This window comes from Bradyrhizobium sp. cir1, assembly GCF_014198245.1.
Taxonomy (GTDB): domain Bacteria; phylum Pseudomonadota; class Alphaproteobacteria; order Rhizobiales; family Xanthobacteraceae; genus Bradyrhizobium.
Window position 1 is genome coordinate 1 of the sequence record NZ_JACIHE010000044.1, and the last position, 26,373, is coordinate 26,373.

The 26,373-nt window shown below is 57.1% G+C and carries 16 protein-coding genes, 2 tRNA genes and 2 pseudogenes; 11 read left to right on the plus strand and 9 right to left on the minus strand.

Annotated elements, in window-relative coordinates:
* Positions 1 to 2,503: 2,503 nt before the first annotated feature.
* Entirely contained in the window at positions 2,504 to 2,653 is a 150-nt protein-coding gene (locus tag GGD63_RS38595; protein ID WP_183250448.1) for a hypothetical protein, read from the plus strand.
* 241 nt (positions 2,654 to 2,894) lie between these two features.
* Here GGD63_RS38595 and GGD63_RS41055 read toward each other — a convergent pair.
* Positions 2,895 to 3,247: pseudogene (locus tag GGD63_RS41055) on the minus strand (transposase); the annotation flags it as partial.
* 554 nt (positions 3,248 to 3,801) lie between these two features.
* On the opposite strand from GGD63_RS41055, the gene GGD63_RS38605 reads away from it, so the two are divergent.
* The 3 genes from GGD63_RS38605 (at position 3,802) to GGD63_RS38615 (ending at position 6,676) form a co-directional block, all read left to right on the plus strand.
* Positions 3,802 to 4,755: a hypothetical protein gene (locus tag GGD63_RS38605; RefSeq protein WP_246785821.1), complete on the plus strand. Its 954-nt coding sequence runs from the start codon at positions 3,802 to 3,804 to the stop codon at positions 4,753 to 4,755.
* Between the two features lie 84 nt (positions 4,756 to 4,839).
* Entirely contained in the window at positions 4,840 to 5,778 is a 939-nt protein-coding gene (locus tag GGD63_RS38610; RefSeq protein ID WP_183250402.1) for a patatin-like phospholipase family protein, read from the plus strand.
* Between the two features lie 10 nt (positions 5,779 to 5,788).
* Positions 5,789 to 6,676, plus strand: coding sequence for a nucleotidyltransferase (locus tag GGD63_RS38615; RefSeq protein ID WP_183250404.1), 888 nt, complete (start codon positions 5,789 to 5,791; stop codon positions 6,674 to 6,676).
* Positions 6,677 to 6,954: 278 nt separating this feature from the next.
* On the opposite strand, the gene GGD63_RS38620 is transcribed toward GGD63_RS38615, so the two are convergent.
* The 4 genes from GGD63_RS38620 to GGD63_RS38635 all read right to left on the minus strand — a co-directional run bounded on the left by GGD63_RS38620 (position 6,955) and on the right by GGD63_RS38635 (position 7,652).
* Complete coding sequence (locus tag GGD63_RS38620; RefSeq protein WP_183250405.1) at positions 6,955 to 7,164, minus strand: hypothetical protein; 210 nt, start codon at positions 7,162 to 7,164, stop codon at positions 6,955 to 6,957.
* An 18-nt stretch (positions 7,165 to 7,182) separates the two neighbouring features.
* Positions 7,183 to 7,266, minus strand: a tRNA-Met gene (locus GGD63_RS38625).
* Entirely contained in the window at positions 7,242 to 7,574 is a 333-nt protein-coding gene (locus GGD63_RS38630; RefSeq protein ID WP_183250407.1) for a hypothetical protein, read from the minus strand. The genes GGD63_RS38625 and GGD63_RS38630 overlap by 25 nt, the downstream gene beginning before the upstream one ends.
* 1 nt (position 7,575) lies before the next feature.
* Positions 7,576 to 7,652, minus strand: a tRNA-Arg gene (locus tag GGD63_RS38635).
* Between the two features lie 111 nt (positions 7,653 to 7,763).
* Between GGD63_RS38635 and GGD63_RS38640 the strand changes: the two genes are divergently transcribed.
* The 6 genes from GGD63_RS38640 to tnpC all read left to right on the plus strand — a co-directional run bounded on the left by GGD63_RS38640 (position 7,764) and on the right by tnpC (position 20,663).
* Positions 7,764 to 8,528 (plus strand): hypothetical protein, encoded by a 765-nt coding sequence (locus GGD63_RS38640; RefSeq protein WP_183250409.1) that lies wholly within the window; start codon positions 7,764 to 7,766, stop codon positions 8,526 to 8,528.
* A 1,294-nt stretch (positions 8,529 to 9,822) separates the two neighbouring features.
* Positions 9,823 to 16,242 (plus strand): non-ribosomal peptide synthetase, encoded by a 6,420-nt coding sequence (locus GGD63_RS38645; protein ID WP_246785822.1) that lies wholly within the window; start codon positions 9,823 to 9,825, stop codon positions 16,240 to 16,242.
* Positions 16,239 to 17,666, plus strand: coding sequence for an MATE family efflux transporter (locus GGD63_RS38650; RefSeq protein WP_183250411.1), 1,428 nt, complete (start codon positions 16,239 to 16,241; stop codon positions 17,664 to 17,666). Before GGD63_RS38645 ends, GGD63_RS38650 begins: the two co-directional genes overlap by 4 nt.
* Before the next feature lie 600 nt (positions 17,667 to 18,266).
* The gene (gene tnpA / locus GGD63_RS38655) at positions 18,267 to 18,662 is read left to right on the plus strand and encodes an IS66-like element accessory protein TnpA (protein WP_183250414.1); all 396 of its coding nucleotides are present in this window, start codon (positions 18,267 to 18,269) and stop codon (positions 18,660 to 18,662) included.
* A complete protein-coding gene (tnpB, locus tag GGD63_RS38660; RefSeq protein WP_028344503.1) occupies positions 18,659 to 19,006 on the plus strand; it encodes an IS66 family insertion sequence element accessory protein TnpB in 348 nt (115 codons plus the stop codon). The genes tnpA and tnpB (GGD63_RS38660) overlap by 4 nt, the downstream gene beginning before the upstream one ends.
* 70 nt (positions 19,007 to 19,076) lie before the next feature.
* On the plus strand, positions 19,077 to 20,663 hold the full coding sequence (gene tnpC / locus GGD63_RS38665) for an IS66 family transposase (protein ID WP_183250416.1): 1,587 nt from the start codon (positions 19,077 to 19,079) through the stop codon (positions 20,661 to 20,663).
* A gap of 166 nt (positions 20,664 to 20,829) precedes the next feature.
* Here tnpC and GGD63_RS38670 read toward each other — a convergent pair whose 3' ends face one another.
* Both GGD63_RS38670 and GGD63_RS38675 read right to left on the minus strand, forming a co-directional pair.
* A complete protein-coding gene (locus GGD63_RS38670; RefSeq protein WP_183250418.1) occupies positions 20,830 to 21,096 on the minus strand; it encodes a hypothetical protein in 267 nt (88 codons plus the stop codon).
* A gap of 386 nt (positions 21,097 to 21,482) precedes the next feature.
* Positions 21,483 to 21,826 (minus strand): annotated as a pseudogene (locus tag GGD63_RS38675) (transposase); the annotation flags it as partial.
* A 1,489-nt stretch (positions 21,827 to 23,315) separates the two neighbouring features.
* Between GGD63_RS38675 and GGD63_RS38680 the strand changes: the two are divergent.
* Positions 23,316 to 25,229, plus strand: coding sequence for a UbiA family prenyltransferase (locus GGD63_RS38680; RefSeq protein ID WP_183250420.1), 1,914 nt, complete (start codon positions 23,316 to 23,318; stop codon positions 25,227 to 25,229).
* Between the two features lie 127 nt (positions 25,230 to 25,356).
* Here the strand turns inward: GGD63_RS38680 and tnpB (GGD63_RS41060) are convergent, their stop codons facing one another.
* Together tnpB (GGD63_RS41060) and GGD63_RS40460 are read right to left on the minus strand one after the other, a co-directional pair.
* Positions 25,357 to 25,905 carry an IS66 family insertion sequence element accessory protein TnpB gene (tnpB, locus tag GGD63_RS41060; RefSeq protein WP_183250422.1) on the minus strand — a complete coding sequence of 183 codons (549 nt, stop codon included), beginning with the start codon at positions 25,903 to 25,905 and terminating at the stop codon, positions 25,357 to 25,359.
* A 45-nt stretch (positions 25,906 to 25,950) separates the two neighbouring features.
* Positions 25,951 to 26,154 carry a hypothetical protein gene (locus GGD63_RS40460; RefSeq protein ID WP_246785823.1) on the minus strand — a complete coding sequence of 68 codons (204 nt, stop codon included), beginning with the start codon at positions 26,152 to 26,154 and terminating at the stop codon, positions 25,951 to 25,953.
* Between the last annotated feature and the right edge of the window lie 219 nt (positions 26,155 to 26,373).

The following is a 26,373-nucleotide window of genomic DNA, read 5'->3' on the forward strand; positions in this document are numbered from 1 at the left end:
CGTCAGCCTCCCGGCTATCGCCAGCTGACCAGTCCGGCTCTTGCCGGCGAACGCGGTGTCCCACCGCCAGTTACACCACGCTCAGGGACACGATCGCCGCCATCAGCCATGATACGGAATTTTAGGCTCTGCCGTCCGCTCAAGAGGCACGCCGGCGAACTCTCTTAACTGAGGCTCAAGGAACGCGAGCCGGTCGGGTTATCAAGTATAATGACCAGTTCAAATCAAACGCGGTACGGCAAATCGTAACCTACTGTGGCAGCAGCTATTGACTGCACAAGAGTGGCGTCAAGAGAGCAAAGTCTCACAGCGTCGACTTAGAACTCGCTGGCGATAGCCCGAGGGCAAGCGGCGAGCGTCGCGAATTGGATCCGCCACTATGAAGTCGAACAGCGTATCGTTGCCCATGATGTATGAGTCAGAACGAATTCGGATTCGGCGCGCCATTGAGGCTAGCTGAGATGTTCGGCTTGGGCGTTGGCCGGACCATTCGAACGCCGCGGGTCGGCATTCCGCAAGATTGTTCAGCTGAGAGACTTCGATGTTGCCCAGCGTGCCAAGAGCGACGAGGGTGTCAGGGAAGAGTTGTTCAGAACACGGAGAGCAGCACAGACGCGACTGGCGCCATGGAAAGAATCCGATTCTGCTCCTGCGAGCCGCTATGCGAGCGAAACTCGGGTGACTCGGCGATCGGATAGTGAAACCCTTAAAGCGCTGTTCCTGGCCGATGCCGCAAGCCTCTGTGTCGCTGGCCACCTTTGCTCCCGTGAGGGGCAAGCCCATCGCGGTGTTACCCAAGTGGTATTACTGAGAGGTACCGCAGGGCACCTACCTGTAAGGAGTGGGCAAGCCTTCAAAGACGCTGTCCCTACCGCGCCAGCGACGTCAACGGTTAACGGCGACGTGACTCGGCGCTCAATCGCCGGAAAAGCGCTGTCCCTGCCACGCGCCGCTAACCTTGGCACCAACCTTGCCCCATTCGGTATCGCCCCTCTAGGGTGCCGCCAGATTGTAGGCTTCGTAGGACCGCCAATCACCTACCTGAATTGGTTGGATCGTCTGCTACCTTCTAGGCTGGTTCGCTACCTTCGCGGAGAAATGGGGGATGCCCAATATACTAAGCCGCTCCGCTGCATGAAAAAGGCTTACACGCTATCGCTCATGACAGAGCCCGCGAATGTTGGCGGGGTAAGACGGGAGGCATAGAAGCGATCGCTTGAAAGACCACACGCGCCGCTAAAATTTAGCCTCGTCAATCTCCCTCGGCACAAGCAGACCGGCTGTCCGTGCCTGAAACAGCATGACAGTGCGGCTACCAGGTTCGTTTCTCCGACACCGGAAGCAGCGCGGGCGCGACTCGGCGCCGGTCGGTTGGGACTGGATCGGCGCTGTCCCTGCCGCGCCTGCCCTGCAGATTGAGGTTAGCAGGAACGTGACTCGGCGCGGTCCCATTCTGGTAATGGCGCTGTCTCTACCACGCCTCGCTAACCCTAGCGGCTCTGTACCCACGCTAGCTTTCCAAAAGCTGACGAAACCCGTACGGCAATTCACAAACGAACCGCAGCTGTCGTGGCCGATTGCGGACCATGCTCACTGACGGCCGCCGACCGCCCCATCAGCACACGCAGCCAGAAATGAAACCGATCGCTCCCAAGCCTGGCACGAAGTGTTTTCTCTGCGGTCTAGGCGGGGCAAGTCGACTTCAACGAACACGGTCATCGCGACCAAAAAATTGGTCTCAGGGCATGCGTGTGCGCACAGCATGATAATGCATTGGTAGCCTGTTCAGTTGAAGGATCGTCCTTAGAGAGTGAGTGGTGCGCGCCAAATTCGTATTCGCTTGGCCTCAATATTCGTGAAGGCCGCATCAGGCCGCGCGACGTGGTGTCGACTGTATCCGGACCAGTGTTATGGGCGGGGCAGCTTTGCCGTATAACCTGGCTATATCGCGTGTCCAATCGGTTAGGTGGTCGACCGGCCAATGACGAATACACATTCGTTGACCGCATCCCACAGCTGCAGGAAGTCGCAGTGGATCACCGCCTCCAAACAACGGCCCGTGCTGGGGCGGGGTTCATCAGGCGCGAGTAAAGCTCAGGATCGTCAACGGGCCATCGATGAATAGAGACGATTTCACATGGCGCCTAGCTCGGGCCGACAGAGCCTACGCCGTTTCCCGAGGTGCAGCCAACGCTATCGGTTCGATGCGCCAGGATCGGGGCTGCGAACTATCGTGCGCCGTAGCATAAGGGTGCTGTCAATTGTCACTACCAGATCTGGGTGTTGGGGGAAGCAGTACTTGCATCGTAAGGTTACGGACAGGTCGAATGCACATATGGGTGTTTCCATAAAGCTTCGAGAGGCGCATGCCATGGCAAACCTGAATCTCAGCTCCCAATCCGTTGCAGGCGCATGCGCGGGACAGCGGACCGTCACCGACCAAAAACGCACCAAATTTGGAGCACTGGTCCCGAGACGTTCAGGTTCCCAGATGAGACGTGTCATGAAACCAACAGCGCGGGCCGCAACATTAAAGCGTGTTCGGGCACTCTCCGATTTCGACCGGTGCTGCGCAATCTGGTGGCTCTATCGCCGCCATTTCGGCATCGACCCCGACGTGATGTTGGCCCTTGCCGCGGTCACGATCGCCTAGGAGAGATCCCGCTGCGGCATCTAGGCGTCGCGACATCGGCGACCTTTCATGCGAGGCAAGCACTGCCGCACCAAACCTGCCACCAAGTTGCGCGTTGGCTGGCGGACAGAAAATCTCAGCCTAACGCCAAACGTCTCAAGTCTCCCCCAGCCCACTAAGTCGCAATCACATCTATTGGCGGACTGCCTGGGGGGCACCCCAATGGCGCCTGGAAATACGTGAGCAGACCGCACAAGCCGAACTAGGGCGCGGATTCATAACGCGCGGTCAGCCCATAGGCGGATAGAGCGAGTTGGACGGAGGCAAGGTAGTTTCCTGCAAGCTGTCGTAGCGCGTCGCCACCCGACGGCATTGCTTGATCCTGTTGAAGAACCGTTCGACATGGTTGCGAGCGCGGTAGAGGTGCGGGCTAAAGCAGATCGGATCGCTGCGGTTGCTTTTCGGCGGGATGTTGGCTCACGCTCCCTTCCTCATGGCAAGCTCCCTGATCCTGTCGACGTCATAGCCCCGGTCGGCAAGCAGCATTGACCCGGGCTTCAAGCGAGAGAGCAGTCTTCCGGCAAGTCGTACGTCGTGCGCCTCGCCGGGCTCAACACCAGTCGCATCACCTTCCCGGCAGGGACCTCAGACTCTCGTCTTGTCAAGGGTGTGCGGACAAGTGGGTAACTTGCTCGCTTTAAGGATCTCAGCGGATTCGCGGCGCTGTTGCTCACTCTTTGAGCCGCTATTCCTGATTAGCCGTACCAAAAGGAAAGGCCGCTTTGCCGCTCGTCGTGTAGACCCAGTTGTCCTGCGTCCACTATTTCGCGGCGCCGCCCTCAATCTCGTACCACCAGCCGTAGCACCCAAAATAGTTGGCTTCTCCGGTTGTCGAATAGATGTAGTCTCGCTCCCGAGAGAACGCGATCTTGCCTTTGGGAGCGTAGATCCAGCTGGTACCTGACATCACGGCCGCTCGAGGAAACGGCGTCGCCTTGGCTAACTCGCGAGGCAACTAGCACTAACAGTGACGATAAGCAGCGTTGATGGCTCATCGCGCGCCGTCTTTCTGCTCGATGAAGAAAAATACGACGACGCGTACGGGCAGTTGCGCGATAAAGTGCGCGAAGCCGATTTGCGGTCTGATGACCTTGGAGGAAATCGCTCCTATGGGTAAAGAAATCAAATACTTACCATCAAAAACAGGTCCAAAGAAAATCAACCCAGCGCAGGGTATTTTGGATGTTTACGTCGATAAGCAGACGGAGATTCAAGGCATCGAAATGGGAGTTTTGAGCGACGGAACTCCCTTTCTCACTCAGCGGGGACTCGCCCGTCTATGCGGCGTGCAGAACGCTCACATCGGCACAATCGGCGCTGAATGGGACGAGGAAATTCAAAAACCTCGGATCACGACGATTAAGAATCTATTGTCCGCACGAGGACAAACGCCGACGGCTCCCTACTTCGATGTGTCTGATGAAAAGCGGCAGGTGTACGCTTATCCGGACTATGTTTGCCTTGCCATCCTTGAATACTACGCGTTCGAAGCTGGCGCCAACGTCAAGCCAGAAGCAGTGCAGAATTTCCGTCAGTTGGCCGGCATGGCGCTTCGGGAGTTCATATACACGCAACTAGGCTACAGCCCCTCAGCGCGGGTGCCAGATAGCTGGAGCCTGTTTCACGACCGAGTGTCGCTAGTTTTCCACACCGTGCCCCATGGCTACTTTAGTGTGTTCAAGGAAATGTCGGACATCATTGTCACGTTGATCCGGCAAGGGGCGCAGGTTGACGATAAATTCATCCCGGATATCAGTGTCGGTCAACATTGGGCAAATCACTGGCGCGATACCGGGCTAGAGGCGGCTCACGGTGAACGTATCCAATACGAGCATAACTATCCGAGCTATTTCCCGCAGGCCGCTTCAAACCCCCAGCCGGCGTACTGCTACCCGGACAGCTGCTTGGGAGAGTTTCGGCGTTGGATGCGTGACGTTTATTTGAAGGACAAAATGCCGACCTATCTTAGCACAAAGGCAAAGCAAGGAGCTCTTCCGCCTTCGTTTGTGAAGCTGGCCCTTGAAGCGCTGTCTCCAGCGACCAGGCCAAAGGCGCTGTCGTAAAAACTTGCCGCGAGTGCCGGCAGCGATAGTCAGCCGACCGACTTCTCGCACTATATGGTCCGTTTCAAAACTTGAGCATTTTCGATGGTTGACTTCTCAGCCGAACGTCCCTGCCGCGTTCTGAGTTTGGACGGTGGAGGCGCAAAAGGCTTCTACACGTTGGGTGTTCTCCGCGAGATCGAGGGAATGCTCGGCTGCCGCCTCCACGAAAAATTCGACCTCATTTTCGGCACGAGCACAGGCGCAATCATCGCTGCGCTCCTCGCACTCGGAAGGAGTGTGGCGGAGATCAGCAATCTCTACGAAGAGCACGTCCCGACAGTGATGAAAAGGAAGTCCCGTAGCGACAAATCGGCCGCACTTGCGAAGCTAGGCGACGATGTGTTCAAGGACGCGTCCTTCAAGGACATGAAGACCGCAGTGGGGATTGTTACGACACGCTGGGTGATCGAACGCCCAATGATATTCAAGACGAGTATTGAGCAGGCTCACGGCCGGATGGGTACCTTCTCACCGGGCTTTGGCGTCAGGGTTTCAGATGCGGTGCAGGCGTCGTGCTCGGCCTTTCCCTTTTTCGATCGAAAGGTTGTGAAGACGGACAGAGGAGATCAGATCGAATTGATCGACGGCGGCTACTGCGCCAACAACCCCACTCTGTATGCGATCGCCGACGCGATCATGGCCCTTAAATTGCCGCCCGAGCATCTGCGTGTGGTCAGCGTTGGTGTCGGTGTTTATCCCGCTCCAAAGCAGTCCTGGTTTAGCACAACGAAATGGGCGCAAATGCTTTTGAGTGTTCAACTTCTTCAGAAAACGCTGGAGATCAACACTCAATCGATGGATCAGTTACGGCACATCCTGTACCGACATATCCCGACCGTCCGGATCAGCGACACATTTGAGCAACCTGAGATGGCCACTGATCTCTTCGAGCATGATCTAAACAAACTGAACATACTGCGCCAGCGCGGCAGCGAGTCATTCGCGAAGGCTGAAGGCGACCTGCAGAAGCTGCTTATTTAGGAATTCAACCATGCCGATTTCTGAGGACCAACTCAAAACGTGGGCGAAGCAAGGCCCAACCCCACAGTTCACCGCAACATACGAGACGCTGAAGAATTGCTTAAATGATAGCAACTCGCCCTACTATTCCAAAGACTTTAGCATCTTCCTTCAGGGGTCATACAAGAACGACACGAACGTCTACGGCGACAGCGACGTCGATGTGGTAATTCGCCTCAATCAGACATTTTACACCGACCTGTCGAACCTCTCCGAAGAAGACAAGAAATTGTGGAACGCCGCACGCTCAGATGCGGCGTACACGCTTGATCAGTTCAAGAAGGACGTCACAGGCTGGCTCGTAAAAAAATACGGCAACGACGTGCAGCCAGGCACAAAGGCAATCTACATCAAAGGGAATGGGAGCCGCCGAAACGCTGACGTGCTCGTGTGCTGCAAACACCGGCGCTACACACGGTTCAAGAGCTCGAATGATCAACTCTATTATGAGGGTATCTCTTTCTTCCATTCTAGCGGCATTCGGATCGACAACTTCCCGGCCCAACATAGCGACAACTGCACGAAGAAACATCAGGATACGAAGAATTGGTTCAAGCACACCGCTCGCATCTATAAGAATGTGCGAAACACGATGATCGAAAAGAAGATCATCGAGGACGGGCTTGCACCTTCATACTTCCTTGAGGGCCTTCTATGGAACGTTCCGCTTGACCGTTTCGGCGGCACAGAACAACAGAACTTCCAGGACACGCTCGAATGGCTTTCGAAGGCCGATCGGTCCAAGTTCGTCTGCGCCAACGACCTCTACTACTTGTTCCATCCCACCTCGCTGGTCACGTGGCGGGCGGACAAGTGCACTACATTCCTCAGTAAAGCGATCGATTACTGGAATGCCTGATAGCGACGCTTAGCCGACTTGGTGAGTGCCTGGAGATGGATTCGAAACCGCGTCCCGCGGCTTTCAACGCGGAGCTCTACCGAACTGAACTATCTAGGCGAATTGGTGCGGGCGCCGGGCGAACCCGCGCTGCGAGAGCGGCACTCTCGCCGACTAAGGTAATCTTTCGCCCACGAAAGACGATGATGCGCCGAGACAGAGTTGAACTGCCACAGGTTTAACCGGCCCGTTTACAACGGATTGGGCTCGCCACGCGCCACAGTGTCTGCGCAAAAATCTTAGCCGTCGATGTTCGCAGCCGAATCCTTGAAGAGAACGGCGCGAGCCGCGCAGCCCTGTGCCTCGAGCGATTTGCGCATGCCGTGGTGCTCTCCGATGCGCGGGAGCTCGGCGCACACCTTCTGTGCTATGTCACCGAACGGCTTGCTCACCGCCTTTAGATGCGGCGGGAAGTGCTCGTAGGCGAAGAACTGAAGCAGCGCATCCATGGCGTTCTCCTCAAGAGTTGGTTGCAGGGGTCGGAATCGAACCGACTGTACCTTTCAGCATCACGTTATGAGTCTGATCAGCGTCCGGTGCTCGTCCCTGCGATAGGTTCTCTGGAGCCTGCCGTCTCCGGCCTGTCCCGAGTACATCCGTCGGTGATAGAAGCAAAATTGGGCGACCATGCTTCCCATGCCCGCATGATGTTGGCGGTCGTCAAGGTATCGCCGATCGGCAGGATCGCTTCGGCTCCGCCATCGATGCCAATGACGCCAGTCTGCAACTCGCCAAACGAGCCGTTAAGATAGAGCTCGCCGCCTGCGAACACCCGACGGTCGTGACCTATCCGCTGGCCGGCAGATGCGGCCGTTTCAAACGTCCTCGCAATCAGGCGGGCCCCGTGCTTTTCGGTCATCTGGTCACCCCTCCGCGAATCGAACGCGGGCCCTCCGCCGTCGGACGGCGGCGCTCTTTCCAACTGAGCTACGGGGCGAATTCTCGATCGGCTCCGGTGGCGACAGGGGCGACAGGGACTGGTGTAGAGGCATCTAGGCAAGCCAGCCTCCTGCAGCTAAATTACGGCTTTCCCCGCAAGCGAGGCCTTATGTCATCGGCCGGCCACATCGACCCACAAAAACTTGCCGACCTCCGCAAGAGAGAAGTGTACCGGCTCATATTCGAAGGCGCCGGTCAAATCGCGCCTGTCACCGCTGGCTTGGCCGCCCTGCTTCGCTTCACCCATCCGTCTGAGCTGCAGAAGGCTCTCGATGTTCAGCGGCTTGCTCTGGTTGATACCGCGGCCGACCACGAGGCCCGCCTGGTCGCCTTGGAGAAGCTCTTCGCTCCGCGCTTAGCAATCTCCTCCGGGGCTCTCATCGTTGGTCGCGATGCTTGCCTCCGCTCGAGCGCCGCTTTTTCCGAATACATCACCTATACCGATTTGGAAGCCTTCACGGCTCTTCCAAAGCGGGAATGGGAAGAGGTGCTGGCCGAGCTGAAGCAGCAGAAGCTTGCCCGTCCCGAGAATGGCCGGATGATGCTTCTGTGGCGGTTTTTCTGTCTCTTTGATCCCTTGTTCAATGGCACCGACCCCGTCGGCGATGCGGCCATGCTTGCCGGTCGTCTGGCTGATTGCGCAGATATTGATAGCGCTTCAGCTTTCGTCGCTGCTCCTAATCTCGCGCCCAGGCGCTTCAACCCCGCCATGATGTTTCTTTCCAAAGCAAGTGGCGAACGTGTCAAGCGCACCATAAATGGCGAATGGAGGTGTCTCGGAGAATTGAGTGGAGACGATCGATATCGCCTCAGAAACGTTCAGAGTAATTCGACTCAGATCGCTCTCGATCTGATGCGCGATCTGAGTCGATAGTGCGCGTCGCCTGCCACCCGAGAAACTCACTTCTCGAGCTCGACGCAAGTCATGCTGGGGCGGGCCCGGAATAGGCCCATAACCGGCGTAGATCGATGTCCGCTGTTCGGCCGCTATAGGAGGCAGAGCGCGGACGTGGCGGATTTATGAGTTCACGCCTTAGTGCTCGCCTCTCGCAGCATCAGCAGGCTGAGGTTTGTGGCATGGATGATGCTGCTCATGCAGTCCAACATCGTTGAATTGACAGGCTCGAATAGCTGAGTGGAGTGCGCGAAAATCGGACCATTTGATTTGTAAAGTCTGCCGATCGGGGCGAAGGACACGACGCGCGCAGTTCGCTAGGTGATCTTAAGCGGTAACATGAAAAAGGAATGCTGCATCCGGGTCCGCAAGGCCAGGACGGTGGTTTGAGCAGCTTATCAAGCAAGTCTGGCGAGTGCACCGCGATGGATTAATCCTCAAGCAGAAGCCATGGGCAGGCTGCGTCTCTGTCGATCGAAGTCTCGGTGAGCCATTCGTCCCTGCAGACGGCCAGCCGTTCAACCGTGCGCCGCCCAGGAAATATGGCCTCCGCGCCCATCCACAGCGGCTTTTGCTCACCTCCGGGCCCCCCGTGCGATGACACGATGTCTCAGTTTCCAGCTCGCATTGTTTATTGTCATAAATAGATCTCCATTGACTAACGGCCAAATAAGCTGAGCTATCGGATGTAGGTGACGAGGCGATCGGGCGCTTTGTTTACCGGTGCCAGTACCTGGATGACCTCAATGCCGTCTCTGGGACTGCTGCTGTGAGCTTCGATGAATCGTTGTAAGGCGCCGCCGGGTCCCTGTTGCGGCGATCACCGGCTTGAACACCATCGGTCTGGCGGTGGTTACGGTAAAAAGCCTTTCGTCCGTACAAGCTGTATGGCCGGGGCGGCCAGCACGCTGTCGATGGCTGGTGGTGCCGGCTCAAGTGCCGGGAAAGCGGACAAATACGCTAATCGCAAGCCGTGACGAGCCTGGGGCGCGTTGATTGCGGGTGCCATGCAAACGATCGCGGGTCCTCTACAAGAGCAGGTAGGTGCCAAAGTGGACGCGCCGTCTTAGCGTCCTCCTGTTCCTCTGCCTATCACCGAACCAGAAGCGAACACCGGAAAGCTCATACGGACAAAACCTTACGACGTGCGGAATCAGGGGGCTGCGCATGCACACCTCGATGACGAGCTCCGGCGGTCCGATTTTGGCACCGAAGAAGGCGACGAATGGCGGGGCGCGTGACTACGCAAAATCAATCAGCCAAGAAGCAGTCCATGGAACGTCAGCCGGTCGACGTGATCACGGCGATCAATCGGTTTGCCGGTTCGGATCCGGAGAGAGTTGCGCTGAGGCACGGCGCAGACGAACTCACATATGAGGCGCTACGATCAAGATCGGATGCCCTTGCAAGGATCTTACGAGAGCAGGGTGCTCGCGGCGCGGTTGTCGGCTATTGGGGAGGACGGGACCTCGACTGGGCGACGGCGGTCATCGCAATTGTGAAGGCTGGATCAACGTACCTACCGCTTGATCCATCGCTGCCGGCTTCCCGTACATCATTCATGATCGAGCAGAGCCGCTGCGCTTTGTTGATGGGCCGAGACCGTCCGGATTCGCTCGGCCTATTCCAGGGGAGCAGCAAGACAGCTCCGCAAGTCGTAGCTATAGAGGCGGCACTGGGCCGGATGCAGACCCCGTCCGTTATGCCATCGCCGAACGTGGATGGACTTGCCTATATTCTGTTTACGTCTGGTTCGACGGGCCAGCCTAAGGGCGCAATGATCGAGCGCCCCGGCCTAAACAATCATTTGGCGGCAAAGATCGATGCTCTAAGTCTCACCCGGACGGATTGCGTCGCGCAAACGGCATCGCACTGCTTCGATATCTCGCTTTGGCAGCTTCTTTCCGGGCTTTGCGTCGGAGCCTCTACATCGATCATCGATGATGGGACACTGAGATCGCCGTCATCGCTGCTTCAAGCAATTCAACGATGCGGCGCTACGGTCGTCCAATTCGTACCGTCGATGCTGGCAGTGTTTGTTGAGTATCTGCAATCGCTTGCCGCGGCAGAGCGAGCCGTGGACGGCTTACGGATTATTTCTACGGTCGGAGAACCGCTAACGCCCGGATTGGCGCGTGCGTGGCTTGCCTTGTATCCCCGCGTTTCCATTCTTAATCATTACGGGCCGACGGAGTGCGCGGACGGCGTGACGCATCATCTGGTTTCCGTGCCGCCTGCGCTGGCTGAGACTTACGTGCCGATCGGCAGGCCAATTCAAAACGTTGAGGTTTATGTCGCGGACGGACCACGGCTCTGCAATGTAGGAGAAGTGGGCGAAATCTGTGTTAGCGGTGTTGGTGTTGCTGCCGGCTACATCAATGACCAGGTCCGCACCAAGGATGCGTTTGGGCCAAATCCATTCTCGGACGACCTATCCTTCCGGCGCCTATATCGGACAGGTGATCTTGGGCGCCTCCGTTCCGACGGCCTTTTGGAATGTCTCGGGCGACGGGATCGTCAGGTCAAAATTCGCGGGCACAGAATCGAGCTGGGAGAAATCGAAGCTCGTTTGTCCGCTCATCCCTTGGTGCATGGCGCCGTCGCAGTCGCCTCTTCTTGCGCAGGTGTAAAGCTTACGGCGCGAGATATAGCTGGGGCGGAGGCGCAAGCCGACTCGCGGCGGATGGTTGCGTATGTGACGGCTCCAGCTGAACTGGCGGAAACCGACCTTCAGAAGTTTCTTGCCGAGGCACTCCCCAGTTACATGCTTCCGGAAAGAATCATCCACGTCAGCGGTATTCCACTGACCAGGAACGGAAAGGTCGACTTTTCAGCATTGCCTGAGCCGGGAAGTGTTCGGCCGGTATTGTCAACACCCTTCGAGGAGCCGCAATCAGATCTCGAAGTCCGGCTACGTCAAATCTGGTCGGGCATTTTGCGTATCGAGAACATAGGTGTGAATGACCAATTCATGAGCCTCGGCGGAGACTCGCTCCGCGCAATGCTCATCTTGGGACAGTTGCATTCCTTGCTCGGGGTGAGAGTGGATTTCAGGCTGGTCCTGAATGGGACGATTCGATCTCTTGCCGCTTCGATCGAGGCTCGCGCTGAGCCCAATCCATGCGCAGCCTTGACATACCGAAAGCTTGACCGATCACCTCTGACGCGACTCCAGGAGCACCTTTGGTTTCTGGCGCAGCTCGATCCATCTGCCCGTAACTATATCATTCAAGGCGGGCTGCGGATTAAGGGAAACATCGATTTAGCTCGGTTCAATCGCGCCTGGACCGAGGTCATTCACTCCCACCAGGCACTTTCGGCGCGCTTTATCGACGAAGACGGTCCGGTTCAATGCTTTGATGCTCCGCCATGCACCAATCTTGAATTGATCGATGCATCTCATCTCACCTCCTCCGAGGCTGAGGAGCTCATCGCACAGTTTCGGCGAACGGAGCTGAAAGACAATTTCGATCTCGGACAGGGCCAGTTGTTTCGCGCGCGCATGGTCCGGTTTGGTCCCGACAATCATCTCATATTGATCACCGCTCACGAAATCATCCTTGATGCCTGGTCGATTTCTGTTCTGCTCAGAGATATTCAGCAGAGATATTTAGATGCCGCGGCGCCTTGGCCAGAGAACCGTGCGTCACTCTCGGGCTACGCGGCTTGGGAAAAACAACACAGTTCTCCAGAGGCACTGGAGAGCCAACGTCACTATTGGCGTCGTCAGATTGGTGATGATCCGCCGGTGCTTTCGCTTGGAAGGGCGCGCCCGCAAACAGTTACATTCCGCGGCGCCTCGCATCCAGTGCTGCTTGGCAGCGATCTCTCCAGTCAGGTAAGAGAATTCGCGCGCCAAAATAGCTGCACCACGTCGACAACACTACTTGCGTGCTTCCAGCTGCTGCTACGAATGTATAGCGGTCAGGACGACATTATCGTCGGCATGCCACACGCTGTACGGGATCAACCTGGAAGTGCGGACATCATCGGCTTTTTCCTGAATATGCTGCCGATCCGTGCGGCGATCGATGCCGGTCAATCCTTTGCTGCTCATGCCAGGCGCATCCAGGGATTGGTCAGCGATGCCATCGCAAATGCGGCCTATCCATTCGGATGGATGGTCAGGGATACAAGGTTATGTCGCGAACCGGGCCGATCACCGATCTTCCAGGTCATGTTCAACATGTACTCCGAAGCCGCCGAACCAGTTGGTCGGGACGAGTTGGCTCTGACATTCCGCGAATATGACACCGGCTATGTCAAATTCGATCTAACACTGTACGCGCAAGATCACGGCGATGAAATTGCGCTCCAGCTGGCGTATGCGGAAGACATCATCTCGAGTGATCTGGCTGTCCGCATGGCCAACAATCTGCGGTGTCTGATTGCCGCCTGCGTTGATAAAGCGCTTGCGCCTATTGAGGACCTGAGCTGCCTTAGCGCCTCAGACCTCACGATACTGGATTCGCTGGATGGGCCGATCCAGCGATATGAGTCCGAATGTCCGCTTGCCGAAGCCTTCGAGCAGATCAGCGTCTCTAACCACGGCAAAGTAGCATATTTTGGCGAGTTCGGGCAGGTCACGTTTGACCAGCTGCGTGCGCGCGTAGCAGCAATCCGCTCGCTCCTGCGGGAGATGAAGGTGGGGGCCGGCGATCTGGTTGCCGTGCTTGTTGACCGGTCGCCGGACGTTGCCGCTGTCATGCTTGCGGCGCGAGGCTTGGATGCTGTTGTTGTGCCGATCGCGCCGGATTATCCGCGTGATCGGATCGAACATATCCTGCGAGATAGTCAGGCAAAGCTCTTGGTTCACGCGAACATCACGGAGCCTGGCTTTGAGATACCTTCGATTTGTCTGTTGGCCTTAGAAACGTGCAGTGGGTCGAGGGATGATTTCGGGCCCAGCGACACACCGTTAGATCACCCAATTGCGAGCCTCATATACACGTCCTCCTCGACAGGTCGGGCGAAGGGGGTTCTTATACCGGAAGCGGCCATTCTCAACCGGCTGAACTGGATGTGGCGGTGCTTTCCGTTCGATGGCACCGACGTCATGGTTGTCCAGAAGTCCGCCTGCCTTGTTGCGTCCGCTTGGGAGCATTTTGGTGGGCTTCTGAGAGGTGTGCCTACGCTGATCCTCACCCAAGAACAGGTCCTAGATCCGGATCTGCTGTTGCGCAGTTTGGCAAAACATCGCGTGACACGCTTTTTTGCCTCTCCGCCACTTCTGTCCGGTCTCATCGGGTCCCAGGAACGGCAACCGCAAAGGACCGCCTTGAGACTGGTCACAAGCAGTGCCGAACCGATGCCTTCCTCGCTGCCCGCTCGCTGGCGTGAGGCTTTTCCGGGCGTGCCGTTGTGGAACTTCTATGGTGCGACGGAATGTGCGTCCAATGCAGCCGTGCACGAAACGTCGGAGGCGGATGATAACTCGGCGCTTGTCCCAGTGGGGCGGCCAATCGACAACATCAAACTCTACGTGCTCGATTCACGATTGAAGAGAGTGCCTGTTGGAGCCCCCGGCGAACTGTGCATCGCAGGCCGCTGTCTGAGCGCTGGGTATTGGCGGGATCAAGATCGGACTGACCGCTGTTTCGTGCCGAATCCGTATGATGGCGGACAATACAACGTGCTTTATCGAAGTGGGGACATCGCACGCATCTCAACCAGCGGCCTTCTTGAGATTTGCGGCCGATCGGACAACCAGATCAAGGTGAGGGGCTTCCGCATCGAGCCGGAAGAGGTCGAAGTTGCCCTTGAGTCTCATCCGGCAATCGCAAAGGCCGCGGTCTTCGCAGAAGGCATCGATGACGATCGCCGCTTGACGGCGAGCGTGGTGTCCGCTCGCGAGAACCTCAGCTCTGGAGAGATTCTCGCCTACTTGCGCAACAGGCTGCCATCTCCCATGGTTCCCGCAGCCTTCCGGTTGGTTGAAAGTCTTCCCCTGACGACGAGCGGAAAGATAGACCGGGCTCGCCTATCATCGGTTCCGTACCGCCAGATAGAAACCAGTCCATCTGCTGAGCCCCGCACCAGGAACCAGCGAGTTCTTGCTCGGATCTGGGAGGATCTATTAGGGGTCAAGGGGGTGGGAATCGACAGCAGTTTCTTTGATATCGGCGGCGATTCTCTTCTGAGCGTGCGTTGCGTCACGCTGGCGTGCAAAGCCGGGCTGAATCTTACCGTCAGCCAACTTCATCGAACGCCGACCATCAGGGAGTTGGCGGCCGGGGAAGCGGAGGCGGCACCCCACAACATAGCTTCCGCGGACAGCTTGCTGCCTGTGCCCCCCATCATATCGTTTTGGAATTCTCTTCTCGGTTTTGACGAGCATTTTAACATCGGCGATCTGTTCTTTTTGCGGGGCGGCATCCTGAACATCAAGATCCTGGACCGCGCTCTTGCCCAAGTCATGGAGAAGCACGAAGGCCTCAGGCTACGCGTTGCCCGAACCCAAGATGGACTCCGGCTGGGGATTGGGCCTTGTCCGACTGAGCGCATCGTGGAGGAGATCGATCTCGTCCGGTTGACCGGCCCAGACCAGCGCAGGACAATCGAGATCGTCTCGGCAAAACGTCAACACATGTTCCGGTTTGACGGTCACACGCCTCTTGTTCACGTCGCGGCTTTCCGTACTTCGGAAAGCGGAGATTACTATTTGCTGGTGCTGATGCATCATTTCGTCGCGGATGGGATGGGCTATCGGCTATTCCTGGAAGCATTGGAGGGCGCATACAACGCTCTTGCTGCAGGCCATCATGTGAATGGCCCTGAGACCGTACAAAGGCTCTCTTCCTGGTTGAAGCGCCTCGAGCATTACGCGGACAGCGAAGCACCAGACGAACTCAAGTACTGGGAGGATATTGACTACGATCAATTCAATCTGCGTGTCAGCGACGCGTCATCGCGCGGCACGAGTGTTGCCGAAGGAAGCGCGACAGAGATTCACGATGCAAGTCTCGCAGGTCGTCGGGAGGATGCGAACGGCCGTTCGCGGGTAGATCGGGCCAAGTACCATCTTGAGATCGACGGGGAAGCGACAGCGGGTCTCCTTAGTATTAGAGCCAGATCAGCGCATTGTCAGGACTTTGATGTGTTTCTTGCTGCCCTGTCCGGTGCGTGTGGTGCCCTGTTCGGCAACTATTCGCTCTGGATTGATAGCCTGACCTCGACACGAGGTCGGCTGTTTGACGATTTTGATCCATCTCAGGTCATCGGCCTTATCAGCGAACTCGTTCCGTTTCCATTGAAGGTCACCGGAAGAGAGTCGCGTTCCGACCGCGCTCGTCTCATATACCGGCAGCGCAATGCGCTGCCGCGTGGGGGAATAGGCTTTCGGGCCCTGAAATTCCTAAACCGGGATCCGGCCTTGCGGTGTCGGCTCGATCGCCTGCCACTTCCCAGAATTGGGGTGAATTATCGCGCCGGTTTGCAGCGTCATTTCGCGCGTCGTTTTCTAGACACAGGCCCTTGTCCGCTTTGGATCGGCGAACACATGCATCAAGCAACGGCGATCCACCTCTTCTGGTTCGAGGTCGGATATCAATCGGGGCGTCTACAGATCGACACCACGTATGATCCAAGCATGGTCGATTATGAGGCGACCCGCCATCTTTGCACGGTCTTGCAACGGGAGCTGATGCAGACGATCAGCGAAATGCGGAAGATCTCGGGGCACCTTCAGCCATGAATGAGCCCGATGCGGAATTCGCCGCCGAGGGCGATCACGATGTGATGCCGAACAAGAACGCGCGCATCGATCTATCAGACCCCAGTCTGTTCAGACTTATCCTACAGCTCGCCATTCCGTCCGTTGTTGGCTTGTCGATCAACGCGTTGCAGCAGGTCGTCAACGCAATCTTTGTTGGCACACTCGGTGCGCCGGCGATCGCAGCTGTCAGCATGACCTTGCCGATCGTGGTCCTGCTCGCGGCGGCCGGACAGGGGATAGGAGTTGGAGCAGCCTCGTTCATATCTCGTCATCTTGGTGCTGGTGAGTACCTAGAGGCGAGTCGGGTCGCCAGTACCGCTCTCGCGCTCGCCGCGCCAGTCGGCATCACGGTCACAGTCGCTCTGTTTCTAAACATGCGAGAGATCTTCCTAGCGCTCGGTGCAACTCCAACCATCATGCCCCTGGCGCTCGACTACGCGACAACGCTTTTGTTCGGATGCACCCTGATGCTTCTGAATACTGTCAACGGCTTCATCGTCCGAGCCGAAGGCAACACACGATTTAGCATGTGGACGATGATGACCGCCTTCATCCTGAACGCTGGCCTTGATCCAGTGCTCATATCCGTGCTGGACCTCGGTGTGCGAGGCGCCGCTCTCGCAACGCTTGTGTCTCAGACTGCGGCTATTAGCCTCTATATCGCGTATTTTACCAAGCGACGCGGAATGGTCGTCGTCAGGATGTCTCACATCTCGTTGCGAGCAGATCGCATCAGAGAGATCGCGTTCGTGGGGGCGCCAGCGGCCATGACCAGCATCTTATCTGCTATTACTGTTGTGCTCTTGTACGGAGCAGCTGCGCCCTTCGGCGAAGAGTCCATCGCGGCCGTGGGAATAGCCGTGCGGCTCATAACGATTGGCGTACTGCTTATCAGCGGTTTCTGTATGGGTTCTCAAGCTATCCTGGGTTTTGGCTGGGGCGCACGCGATTTTTCTCGTGTACTGAAGGCTGCAAAGGTCATGCTCGCTATGACTGTCGCTCTTTCGGTTACATATTCCGCGGCCGTTGTGATTTTTGCCCGACCTTTGATCAGGCTGTTCAGCGATAGCGATAGCGTCAGGGAAATTGCCGTTTCTGCCTGCACCGTTTTCCATCTCTTTTTTGGACTGTATGGTGTTGAGTGTGTCGTCACGGCGATGCTTCAATCGCTCGGGAGAGCGCGTCTCAGCGCGGTTGTGTGTTTCGCGAGGCATTATCTCTTCATTCCGGCTGTACTGTTGTTTCCGGTGATATCGGGTTTCAACGGACTGTTGGCTAGTCAAGCAATCGCAGAGTTGGGTGCCGGAATGATCGCGCTGCTCGTCATGTTGCGCCAGTTCGCTGAGCTGAGGCGAGGAAGACCAGCACATTCAGCCAGGAATCGAGAGGGCTCCTTGACTTGATCAGGCATTATCCCGACCAATTAATGACTTCTTCGCGGGCAGCCAGCCGCCAACCGTTCAGAGCTGGTTGCCGAAGTTGTTGCCCTCGTAGGCGAGAACGAGATTGGCCAGTTCCATGGGATTATGAAGCTTATCTTGTCGATGCGGTCGTGTCATTTGTGTTGGAGTTATGAAACCGCGCCGTAAAAGAAGTTCTTCGCTGGTGCAGGTAAAGTCGTCGCTCTCGCAGGAGACGGATCCCAGAATTTAGGCCAGGATACGGGGATCCGATCCCGACGCAATCCCCTTCCTGCAACAAGGCTCTAAACTGCTCTCCTGATAGTAGGGGATAATAGCTCTTGCGATATGGCGGGCCGGGTGGAGGGCCCGGCGAATGTTCTTTGCTAGGTTCACTCACCTGGTGCTGGTAGGCGCGACTATTTCCGGATACTCCTCATAGCCGCGCCGCCGGGGTCTGCCGTCTTTTACAACAGGGCCGGCATGTTGTTATCGGCGCCGAGTGGGACTAAAAGTGTACGCATCCGACGGGCGCCGTCTTGCGTGACGCGAGGTAATTCGCGAAGCGTGTGACCTTAAGTCTAGCTTTAAGGTCATCAGGCGATGCGGGTCGAGGTTTTGGGCGGGCTGGAGCGGCGGCGGCGCTGGTCGCAGGACGACAAAGCGCGGATTGTCGAGGAGACGTTGGTGCCGGGCGCGAAGGTGACTGAGGTTGCGCGCCGCAACGGAGTCGCGACCAGCCTAGTGTTTACCTGGCGTCGACAAGCACGGACATCAGAGCAGGTTGTACCATCTTTTGCGCCGGTGCAGATCGTCGCTACGGAGGTGGAGGAAACTCCGAAGCTTTTGCCTGCGGGTGACGGCCGGGTGCGCTCCGTAGCGTCCGCGCGTACTGGATTGATCGAGATTGATCTTGGCAACCGGCGACGCATCCGGGTGGATGCGCACGTCGACCCGGAGGCGCTGGCGCGGGTTCTCGAGGTGCTTGAGCGCCGATGATCGCCATACCGGGTAATGTGCGGGTGTGGCTCGCGACCGGCCATACCGATATGCGCCGAGGCTTCCCGAGCCTTGCGCGTCTGGTTCAGGAGAGCTTGAAGCGTGATCCGCACGCTGGTGATCTTTACGTTTTTAGGGGCCGCCGCGGCGACCTGATCAAGATCATTTGGCATGATGGCCAGGGCGCATGTCTGTTCACGAAGCGGTTGGAGCGCGGCCGCTTTTTGTGGCCATCGCTGGCGGACGGCGTTGTGACGATCAGCGTTGCGCAACTATCCTATCTCCTGTCCGGAATTGACTGGCGAATGCCGCAGGCAACCTGGCGTCCGCAGGCTTCCGGTTAAGCTGTGGCTTATTGACTCACGAGGGAGATCGGTCGCGAATTTTAGCGGCGAATATGATTGATTTGCCCTCGTGACAACGCCTTCCGATCCGCTTCCCGCCGACCTTGCCGCTGCGCACGCAATAATCCTTGCGCAGCGCGAACAACTGGCGCTGGCGAAGAGCGAAGTGACCGTCGGTCGACTGGAAATCGAGCGGCTGAAGCTGATGCTGGCCAAGGCACGGCGCGAACAGTTCGGGCAATCCTCCGAACGCGGCAAGCTGCTGGTCGAACAGCTCGAGCTTGCCATCGAGGATCTCGAAGAGACGCAGGCCGAACAGGAAACCAAGGCCGAACTCGCCGCGCCAGGGGCCGCCAAGGAGAAGCGCGCGCAAAATCCACGGCCGCCGCGACGTCCGTTGCCGGACAATCTGCCGGTCGAGCGCGTCGTCGAACCCGCGCCTTGCGCATGTGGTAAGTGCGGCAGCGAGCGGCTGCACAAGCTCGGCGAGGTGGTCTCGAAGACCCTGGAATGCGAGCCGCGGCGCTGGAAGATTATCGAGCATGTCCGCGAAAAGTTCTCCTGCCGGGATTGCGAGGCGATCACAGAAGCGCCGGCACCCTCCCATCCGATCCCACGAGGCTTTGCCGGGCCGAACCTGCTGGCGATGGTGCTGGTCAACAAGTTCCTGCTGCATCAGCCATTGAACCGGCAGAGCAAGACGTATGCCCGCGAAGGGGTCGAAATCGATGTCTCGACCCTGGCGGATCGGATTGGCGCCTGCGTGGTGGCGCTCGATCCCATTATTGAGGCGATCCGGATCCATATCATGAGCGCGGAACGCATCCACGCCGACGATACGACGGTGCCGGTGCTGGCCAAGCTTAAGACGGTTACCGGCCGGATCTGGACCTATGTTCGCGATGACCGGCCGTTTGGCGGCACGGATCCGCCGGCGGCCCTGTTCTACTACTCACGCAACCGGGCTGGAGAACATCCGCAAAGCCATCTTGCCGGCTATGTGGGCCTCATGCAGGCCGATGCCTTCGATGGATATAACCAGCTCTACAAGGCCCAAAGGAAGCCAGCTCCGATCCTTGAAGCGGCCTGTTGGAGCCACGGCCGCAGAAAGTTCTTCGACCTGGCGAAATCTGGAGAGGCGCCGATTGCCAGCGAGGCCGTGCGACGCATCGATATCCTGTTCGAGATCGAGCGCACCATCAACGGCAAAACGCCGGAACAGCGGCTTGCGGCACGTCGTGATAAGTCGAGGCCGATCGTCGCCGATCTCGAAATCTGGATGCGCCAGCAGCGAACCTTGCTCTCATCAGGCAACGATACTGCAAAGGCGATCAACTACCTGCTCAACCGCTGGGCGGCGTTCACCCGCTTCCTGGACGATGGCCGCATCTGCCTCTCGAACAACGCTGCCGAACGAGCGTTACGCGGTGTGGCTGTCGGAAGACGAAATTGGACCTTCGCCGGTTCAGATGCTGGCGGCAATCGTGCCGCCGCTGTCTATACCCTGATCGAAACCTGCAAGATGAACGACGTTGATCCGCAAGCCTGGCTCGCTGACGTGTTGGCCAGGCTTCCAGATCACCCCGTCAATAGAGTCGCCGACCTGCTCCCGTGGAATTGGAAGGCGACCCAACAGTCCAAAGCGGCTGCTGCCTGAGCGCCGCGGCAGACCGGCGCGCCTGCCCGGGGTGCTGGCCGGATGCGTACCTAAAAGTCAGCCGTTAGCAGATTGGATTGATAGCCGCTTGTCTTGATTGCTGCCGAGGAGTTTGTCGCCGGCTTTCTCCATCGTGTATTCGAGCAAGCGCGCGCTCGAACGGCATTCATATCAAGAGGCGCATTTTCGGCGTGGAGCACAGGGCGAAGATCGCCGAACCGACGCTGCCACGGTCGTTTATCGCAAACAGATGTTGGCGAAATGCCGGACAGAGATCCTGCAACCTCGCAAGAAACCGCGTCGCATTATTGGCGACATAAATCCCTCCTCCTTGAGCCGCCACAATGAAGATGGGATATTCGCCGATCCTCTTAGCTTCCTCCAGCCGCGGCTGTTGTAAAAGCCACTCGCGGAATGCGGCGGCTACGGACATGCGGGCGTTTCTTCAGAGACCGTACGCAGTTCGTGGTCGTCACCTCCCAACAAGGAGTACAAACGGAAACGCAAATCTAGCATAGCGTCAGTGACGCAAATATCTACAAATTGAAAGTAGGTTTCGCGCGATGGAGGTCTCGAATGAAGGCGCTGGAGGACGAGAACACCCGGCTAAGTACAACCATGGTCAGCGAAGAAATGCTCGCTACCGTGACCCGGCTATTCCTGTCGGGGTGAAAGACCAGTTGACCTGCGGAAGCACCGGGAGAGCCCACGCCCGCCTGCCGTCGTGGAGGTGTGAGTATCAGAAGCCACGTGTGGACTACCGATTTGAATGTGGGCGCGAATGCGAGAAACGACGTTGAGCGTTCAACTTTCATCTTAACCAATCTCAAAGCGATCGCCTTTGCGGCACGGACAACCGTGGATTCGCGACAAATGCTCCAGAGCTGACCACAGTTGGCTCTGCGCTTGGCAGTTCTCTTCTCGCGAGCTCTGGGATTAGGGCAGATCTTCAGCTGCTTCGAGAGCCGCGACGGCCTCTTAGATGTTGTCCAGAACAAGCTGTATCTGATCAGCGTCCATCTTTTATTGACGATCGACCAAACTGCGCATCTTTTGCAAGCTTGAGCAACCGTTCGAGCCTGCCGCAGCGATCAAGCAGAGCCGCGGCAAAAGACACAGAACTCGGCTGGATCGCTCGGTAGATCATCAGGAAAATCACTCATTGGCCTGAGTCCGCCATGCTTCGCGCCTCGAAGCAGCGAAGATTTTATCTTACGCAAGTGCTTTAGCCGTGGGATTCGAGGCGCGTGCGTATGTGTCCAGCCATGCCGGCGAGAAGCGCAAGCTGCGCGGCATTCATCCGCATGACGTCAGCCACGATGGGATTTGAAGCCGCTGCGATCGAGCCGCTTCCAGTACATCACAAGGCGCTGCCATCCCGGACGATAATCTTTATCCGATGCGCGCGCTTTGCAGGGACTACCAGCGTCACACTCTCATCAGGTCATGAACCAGCGTCTCCTACGCCAAGAGCGCCAAGACTCCGCGCCTTTTCTGAAGTTCACAAGTTGCGTCGCTGCGTAAATCATGATGCCGGCGAGGGGGCGTCAGCTTGAACGTGTTCGTCGGAACGTTATGAACACATCGTCAACACAGCAAGGCCAGGCTCTCCGCTCTCGAGCGTGCCCCTGCAGCTCGACCGTAAGGCGGCTGCTTCGGGCGACAACGAGGACTCCGTACCGGCGGTGGCAAGGAGTGCGGCACCAAAGACAAAACGATAGATATAAACGGCCCCTGCCACGTGTTCTTATCCCGCCGAACATTGGAGGGGCATCCTTTTTGCGTATGCGCGGACACGCAACTCGGACTGTCTGCATATGGTGTTGCTCTCACTGCGAGTCAAATGTCGCAATCGGAACCGGCAGCGGAGGCGCCCCTCACATCCCTGGTCGGCGAGAAAGCCGGAAATAACCTCGATACAATATGTCCCTGCGCATGTTCTCTGAGGCAAGCAACTGCAGCGAGACTCGATTCACAAGGTCATTGACGCAAAGTCGCTGCGACCTAGGGATCTGAAATAGCAAAAAGGCGGATTCATTAGCGGCGTGCCTAGTCGTTAGTAAGATCGGTCGTCTTTATGGCAATCTTCTCAGCCTGGCTCAACACCATTTACCACGCGAGTTTCGCAGTTTCACTGCGCTCTCGCCAGGTGAAGGAAACTCACGCTTCGTCGAGCGGTGCCTCGGCACAGCTGGATCTATACTTGCGTGTTACACCCGCCGCGGGCGGTCAAAAGCGGTTGATCGCGGGCACCGCACGATGAGGGCGGGCCCATAGGTTGCGTTCTAGTCCATCTTAGTACCGTCAAACTGCCACGCGCCCCTACGTCACGCAAGGCGACTCACCCAACCCACGCCGCCTGCTGGTCGCGAAGCGCGCAATTTCATGTTCCGGCTCTGACATTGGCGTCTGTCAGCTTCACGACATAGTCGTCTCGGGCCGGTCGAGGTTTTGAAAGCATAACAAGGTAGTCAATTTGCGTTAATGCTGTTGGCACGGTCGTTGCTATTGAGATGCAGCAACGCCGAATGAAAGCTGAGTGCATGCGGACGCGCGATGCTCCCCTTTTTGTTTGAGGCGGTGCCTGTTCCGAGGCAGAGGCAAGCTCGAGCACAAAGTCCCGCAGTGTTTGCCAAGACTTTTGGAGAGCATATGATGGCGCGCATCGAGTCCCCGGCTCCTGCAATCAAGGTGAAGAGCTGGCTGCGTGGTCAGCCTCTGACGAGCTTCCAGCCGGGAAAAGTCTACATCGTCGGATTTTGGTCATCTTGGTGCGGACCAACGTTCGCGACGATATCTCAGCTTGTGCAGCTGCAAGAGAAATATAGAGACAAAGGACTTGAGGTCATCGGAGTCGCAGCTTGCGAAGAAGTTCAAACGCCGGATGAGGCGCGCATAAACCTGGACGCATGGCTAACTAAAAAAGTGCCGAACTTGAATTATCGGTTCGCGTACGACAGCACAGGTGATATGAGCCAGCTTTGGATGGAACCCGGCCTTTTTTGCGGAATGCCCACCTCCTTCATCATCGACCGCCACGGCTACATTGCCTTTATCGGTTCTCCAATGCAGCTCGATGACGTTTTGCCAAAAGTGATTGATGGCATCTGGTGCGCCAGAGATGACGCCAAAGCCGCGGATACGGAATGTTCCCGCGACAAACCGATAGTAGTAGATCTAGACGGATCTTTGTTGCTAACCGATGTGTTGTATGAGTCTTTCTTTAACGTCTTGCCTCTTGGGTTCAGCACGAACTTTGCTACCGTCCGGGCTCTGGCCAATGGCAAAGCAGCTGTAAAACATCACCTTGCGCTGTCGTCTGAGCTAGATTACGCGACTCTCCCATACAACGCCTGCGTTTTGGATCTAATCCAGGCCGCCAAAGCGCAGGGTAGGAAAGTGTATCTTGCTACCGCAGCCGACGCCAAGCACGCGAAGGCCATCGCAGATCACCTTGGCATCTTCGATGATTGGTTTGCTTCTGACGAAAGAACGAATCTGACGGGATCTTTGAAGGCCGAGATACTGACAAGTGCCTTCGGCAAGTGCGGATTTGATTACATTGGCCACGGTTCATCAGATCTCCCAGTGTGGGAGGTTGCCGATAAAGCCTATGGCGTCGGCCTTTCCAAATCGGTAAAAAATCGACTCGTTACGCTCAAGGGTGAATATGTCGCGTTAGATGCCGGGAATGCCGACAGGCAGGTGTGGTTCAAGGCCCTTCGGGTGCACCAATATGTCAAGAATCTCCTCATTTTTGTGCCACCGCTGACCTCACACCAATTCGCGTTGGTTAATATCATCACAGGAGTGGTCGCCTTTATAGCTTTTTGCGCTTGCGCGTCAGCGGTCTACATCCTGAACGATCTACTAGATCTAAAATCGGATCGCGCGCATCCTAGCAAGCGTTCGCGGCCCTATGCGAGCGGGCTTCTCCAACTTCGGAGCGGCTTATTTATGGTTCCGGCGCTCCTCCTATTTTCTCTGATGCTCGCAATTACGCTCTCACTAGAGTTTGTTGACGTATTGTTTGGCTATTTTGTGCTAACAAGCGCTTATTCCCTCTATTTAAAGCGCCAGATGATTGTAGACGTCATTGCTCTCGCGATGCTCTACACGACTCGCATTATTGCAGGCGGCATTGCAGTTCAAATTCAAATTTCACAGTGGCTTCTCATTTTCTCTTTCTTCATTTTCACATCGCTCGCGCTTATCAAACGGTATGTTGAGCTGACCACCAGGCTCGATCGGGGCCTTCCCGATCGCTCAGGTCGGGACTACAGGAGCGGCGACCTTGATGTCGTTGCCGCTCTTGTTGCTGCGACTGGCTCGAACGCTGTCACGATCTTTGCGCTCTATGTTGCATCGGCCGACGTGCAGACACTCTATCGGCACCCGAGGGTACTATGGCTCATCTGCCCAATTCTTCTGTACTGGATGGCCCGGAACCTCATGATGGCGCACCGGCGTCTAATGGATGACGACCCTATTGTCTTCGCATTGAGGGACCATATCAGTGCAATTGCTATCGTCTCAATCGTCGCTGTAGTTTTCATCGCCATCTGACATTCATTCTAGAGTTTCTAGGGCGGCGTACATCGATTGGTGACCGCTCGGCGCAGCACCGACAGGCCGAGTTGGCGCGCAGGGGTGCTTAATCGAACGTAAGCGCTCAGCCGGGGCCCTATTGAGGCTAGCTTGACGTTTTGCGGAATCGCCATGGCATGAGGTCTTCGATCCTGCTATGGGGATGGCCGTCGATGATCGCCTCGAGTGTTTCGGTGATGTAGGCAGCCGGGTTGACGCCGTTGAGCTTGCAGGTAGCGGCGATCGGCGCGAGCAAGGCCCAGTTTTCTGCCCCGATTTCATGACCGGCGAACAGAGCATTTTTCCTGGTCAAGCAGACTGGCCGGATGGCGTTCTCGACCGAGTTGGTGTCGAGCTCGAGACGTCCGTCTTCCGCGAACATCGCCGGCGACATGCGCATCACGCCGTCCGTGATCGTTGGCCAAACGAACTTGCAACCTTCGAGGCGTTTGTGCACCAACACCAGGCCCGTTCGATCCCAGACCAAAATCTTGATCCGATCCGTCCGTTTCGATCGGAACACGAAGGCTGCGCCGCTAAACGGGTCGAGACGAAGCATCTCCTGCACCTTCGCCGCAAGCCGATCGTGGCCACAGCGGAAGTCGATCGGCCGCGTTGCAACGTAAATCTTCAGATCAGCACCGGCCGCAATCATCGTGATGCTCGCAGCACGCGGATCACCCGGGACAGCTGCTCGGCATCAAATTGCCGTATCCGTCCGCAGCACGATATCACCGATCGCGATCTCAAGCTTGATTGCCGGAGCCTGACGCTCCTCCAACGCACCTCCCACCGGCGCGAATGTCGGCTCCGACGCCTCGCACGCCGGCAACAGGCCTCGCTGTCGAAAGCGCCGTCGCCAGTCGTAGATCTGCCAGCGCGTCGCTCCATACTTGCGCGTCAACCTCGGACACCTGGGCACCAGGTAACAGGCTCTCGGCGACGATCCGAGCTCTCTCAGCTTCCGAACACACACGGCGCCCGACGGCCCTTCAAGAATCTCCAGCCGGCTCACCAACCCTGCCGATGAGCTGTCCAAATGGACGTCCTTTTTGCTCTCCAATCCCATCCCGAACCTCCGTCCAAGCTGGAGGCTTCTTCGCACACCTATCCAGATCCCGAA

Coding starts and splice junctions, on each gene's coding strand:
- GGD63_RS38620 (WP_183250405.1), bottom strand. CDS start 7,164: ATGGATGCGCTGCTTCAGTTCTTCGCCTACGAGCACTTCCCGCCGCAT.
- GGD63_RS38670 (WP_183250418.1), bottom strand. CDS start 21,096: ATGTCCGTAGCCGCCGCATTCCGCGAGTGGCTTTTACAACAGCCGCGG.
- GGD63_RS38610 (WP_183250402.1), top strand. CDS start 4,840: ATGGTTGACTTCTCAGCCGAACGTCCCTGCCGCGTTCTGAGTTTGGAC.
- GGD63_RS38605 (WP_246785821.1), top strand. CDS start 3,802: ATGGGTAAAGAAATCAAATACTTACCATCAAAAACAGGTCCAAAGAAA.
- GGD63_RS38650 (WP_183250411.1), top strand. CDS start 16,239: ATGAATGAGCCCGATGCGGAATTCGCCGCCGAGGGCGATCACGATGTG.
- GGD63_RS38645 (WP_246785822.1), top strand. CDS start 9,823: ATGGAACGTCAGCCGGTCGACGTGATCACGGCGATCAATCGGTTTGCC.
- GGD63_RS38595 (WP_183250448.1), top strand. CDS start 2,504: ATGAAACCAACAGCGCGGGCCGCAACATTAAAGCGTGTTCGGGCACTC.
- tnpA (WP_183250414.1), top strand. CDS start 18,267: ATGCGGGTCGAGGTTTTGGGCGGGCTGGAGCGGCGGCGGCGCTGGTCG.
- tnpB (WP_028344503.1), top strand. CDS start 18,659: ATGATCGCCATACCGGGTAATGTGCGGGTGTGGCTCGCGACCGGCCAT.
- GGD63_RS38615 (WP_183250404.1), top strand. CDS start 5,789: ATGCCGATTTCTGAGGACCAACTCAAAACGTGGGCGAAGCAAGGCCCA.
- GGD63_RS38630 (WP_183250407.1), bottom strand. CDS start 7,574: ATGACCGAAAAGCACGGGGCCCGCCTGATTGCGAGGACGTTTGAAACG.
- GGD63_RS38640 (WP_183250409.1), top strand. CDS start 7,764: ATGTCATCGGCCGGCCACATCGACCCACAAAAACTTGCCGACCTCCGC.
- tnpB (WP_183250422.1), bottom strand. CDS start 25,905: ATGATTGCGGCCGGTGCTGATCTGAAGATTTACGTTGCAACGCGGCCG.
- GGD63_RS38680 (WP_183250420.1), top strand. CDS start 23,316: ATGATGGCGCGCATCGAGTCCCCGGCTCCTGCAATCAAGGTGAAGAGC.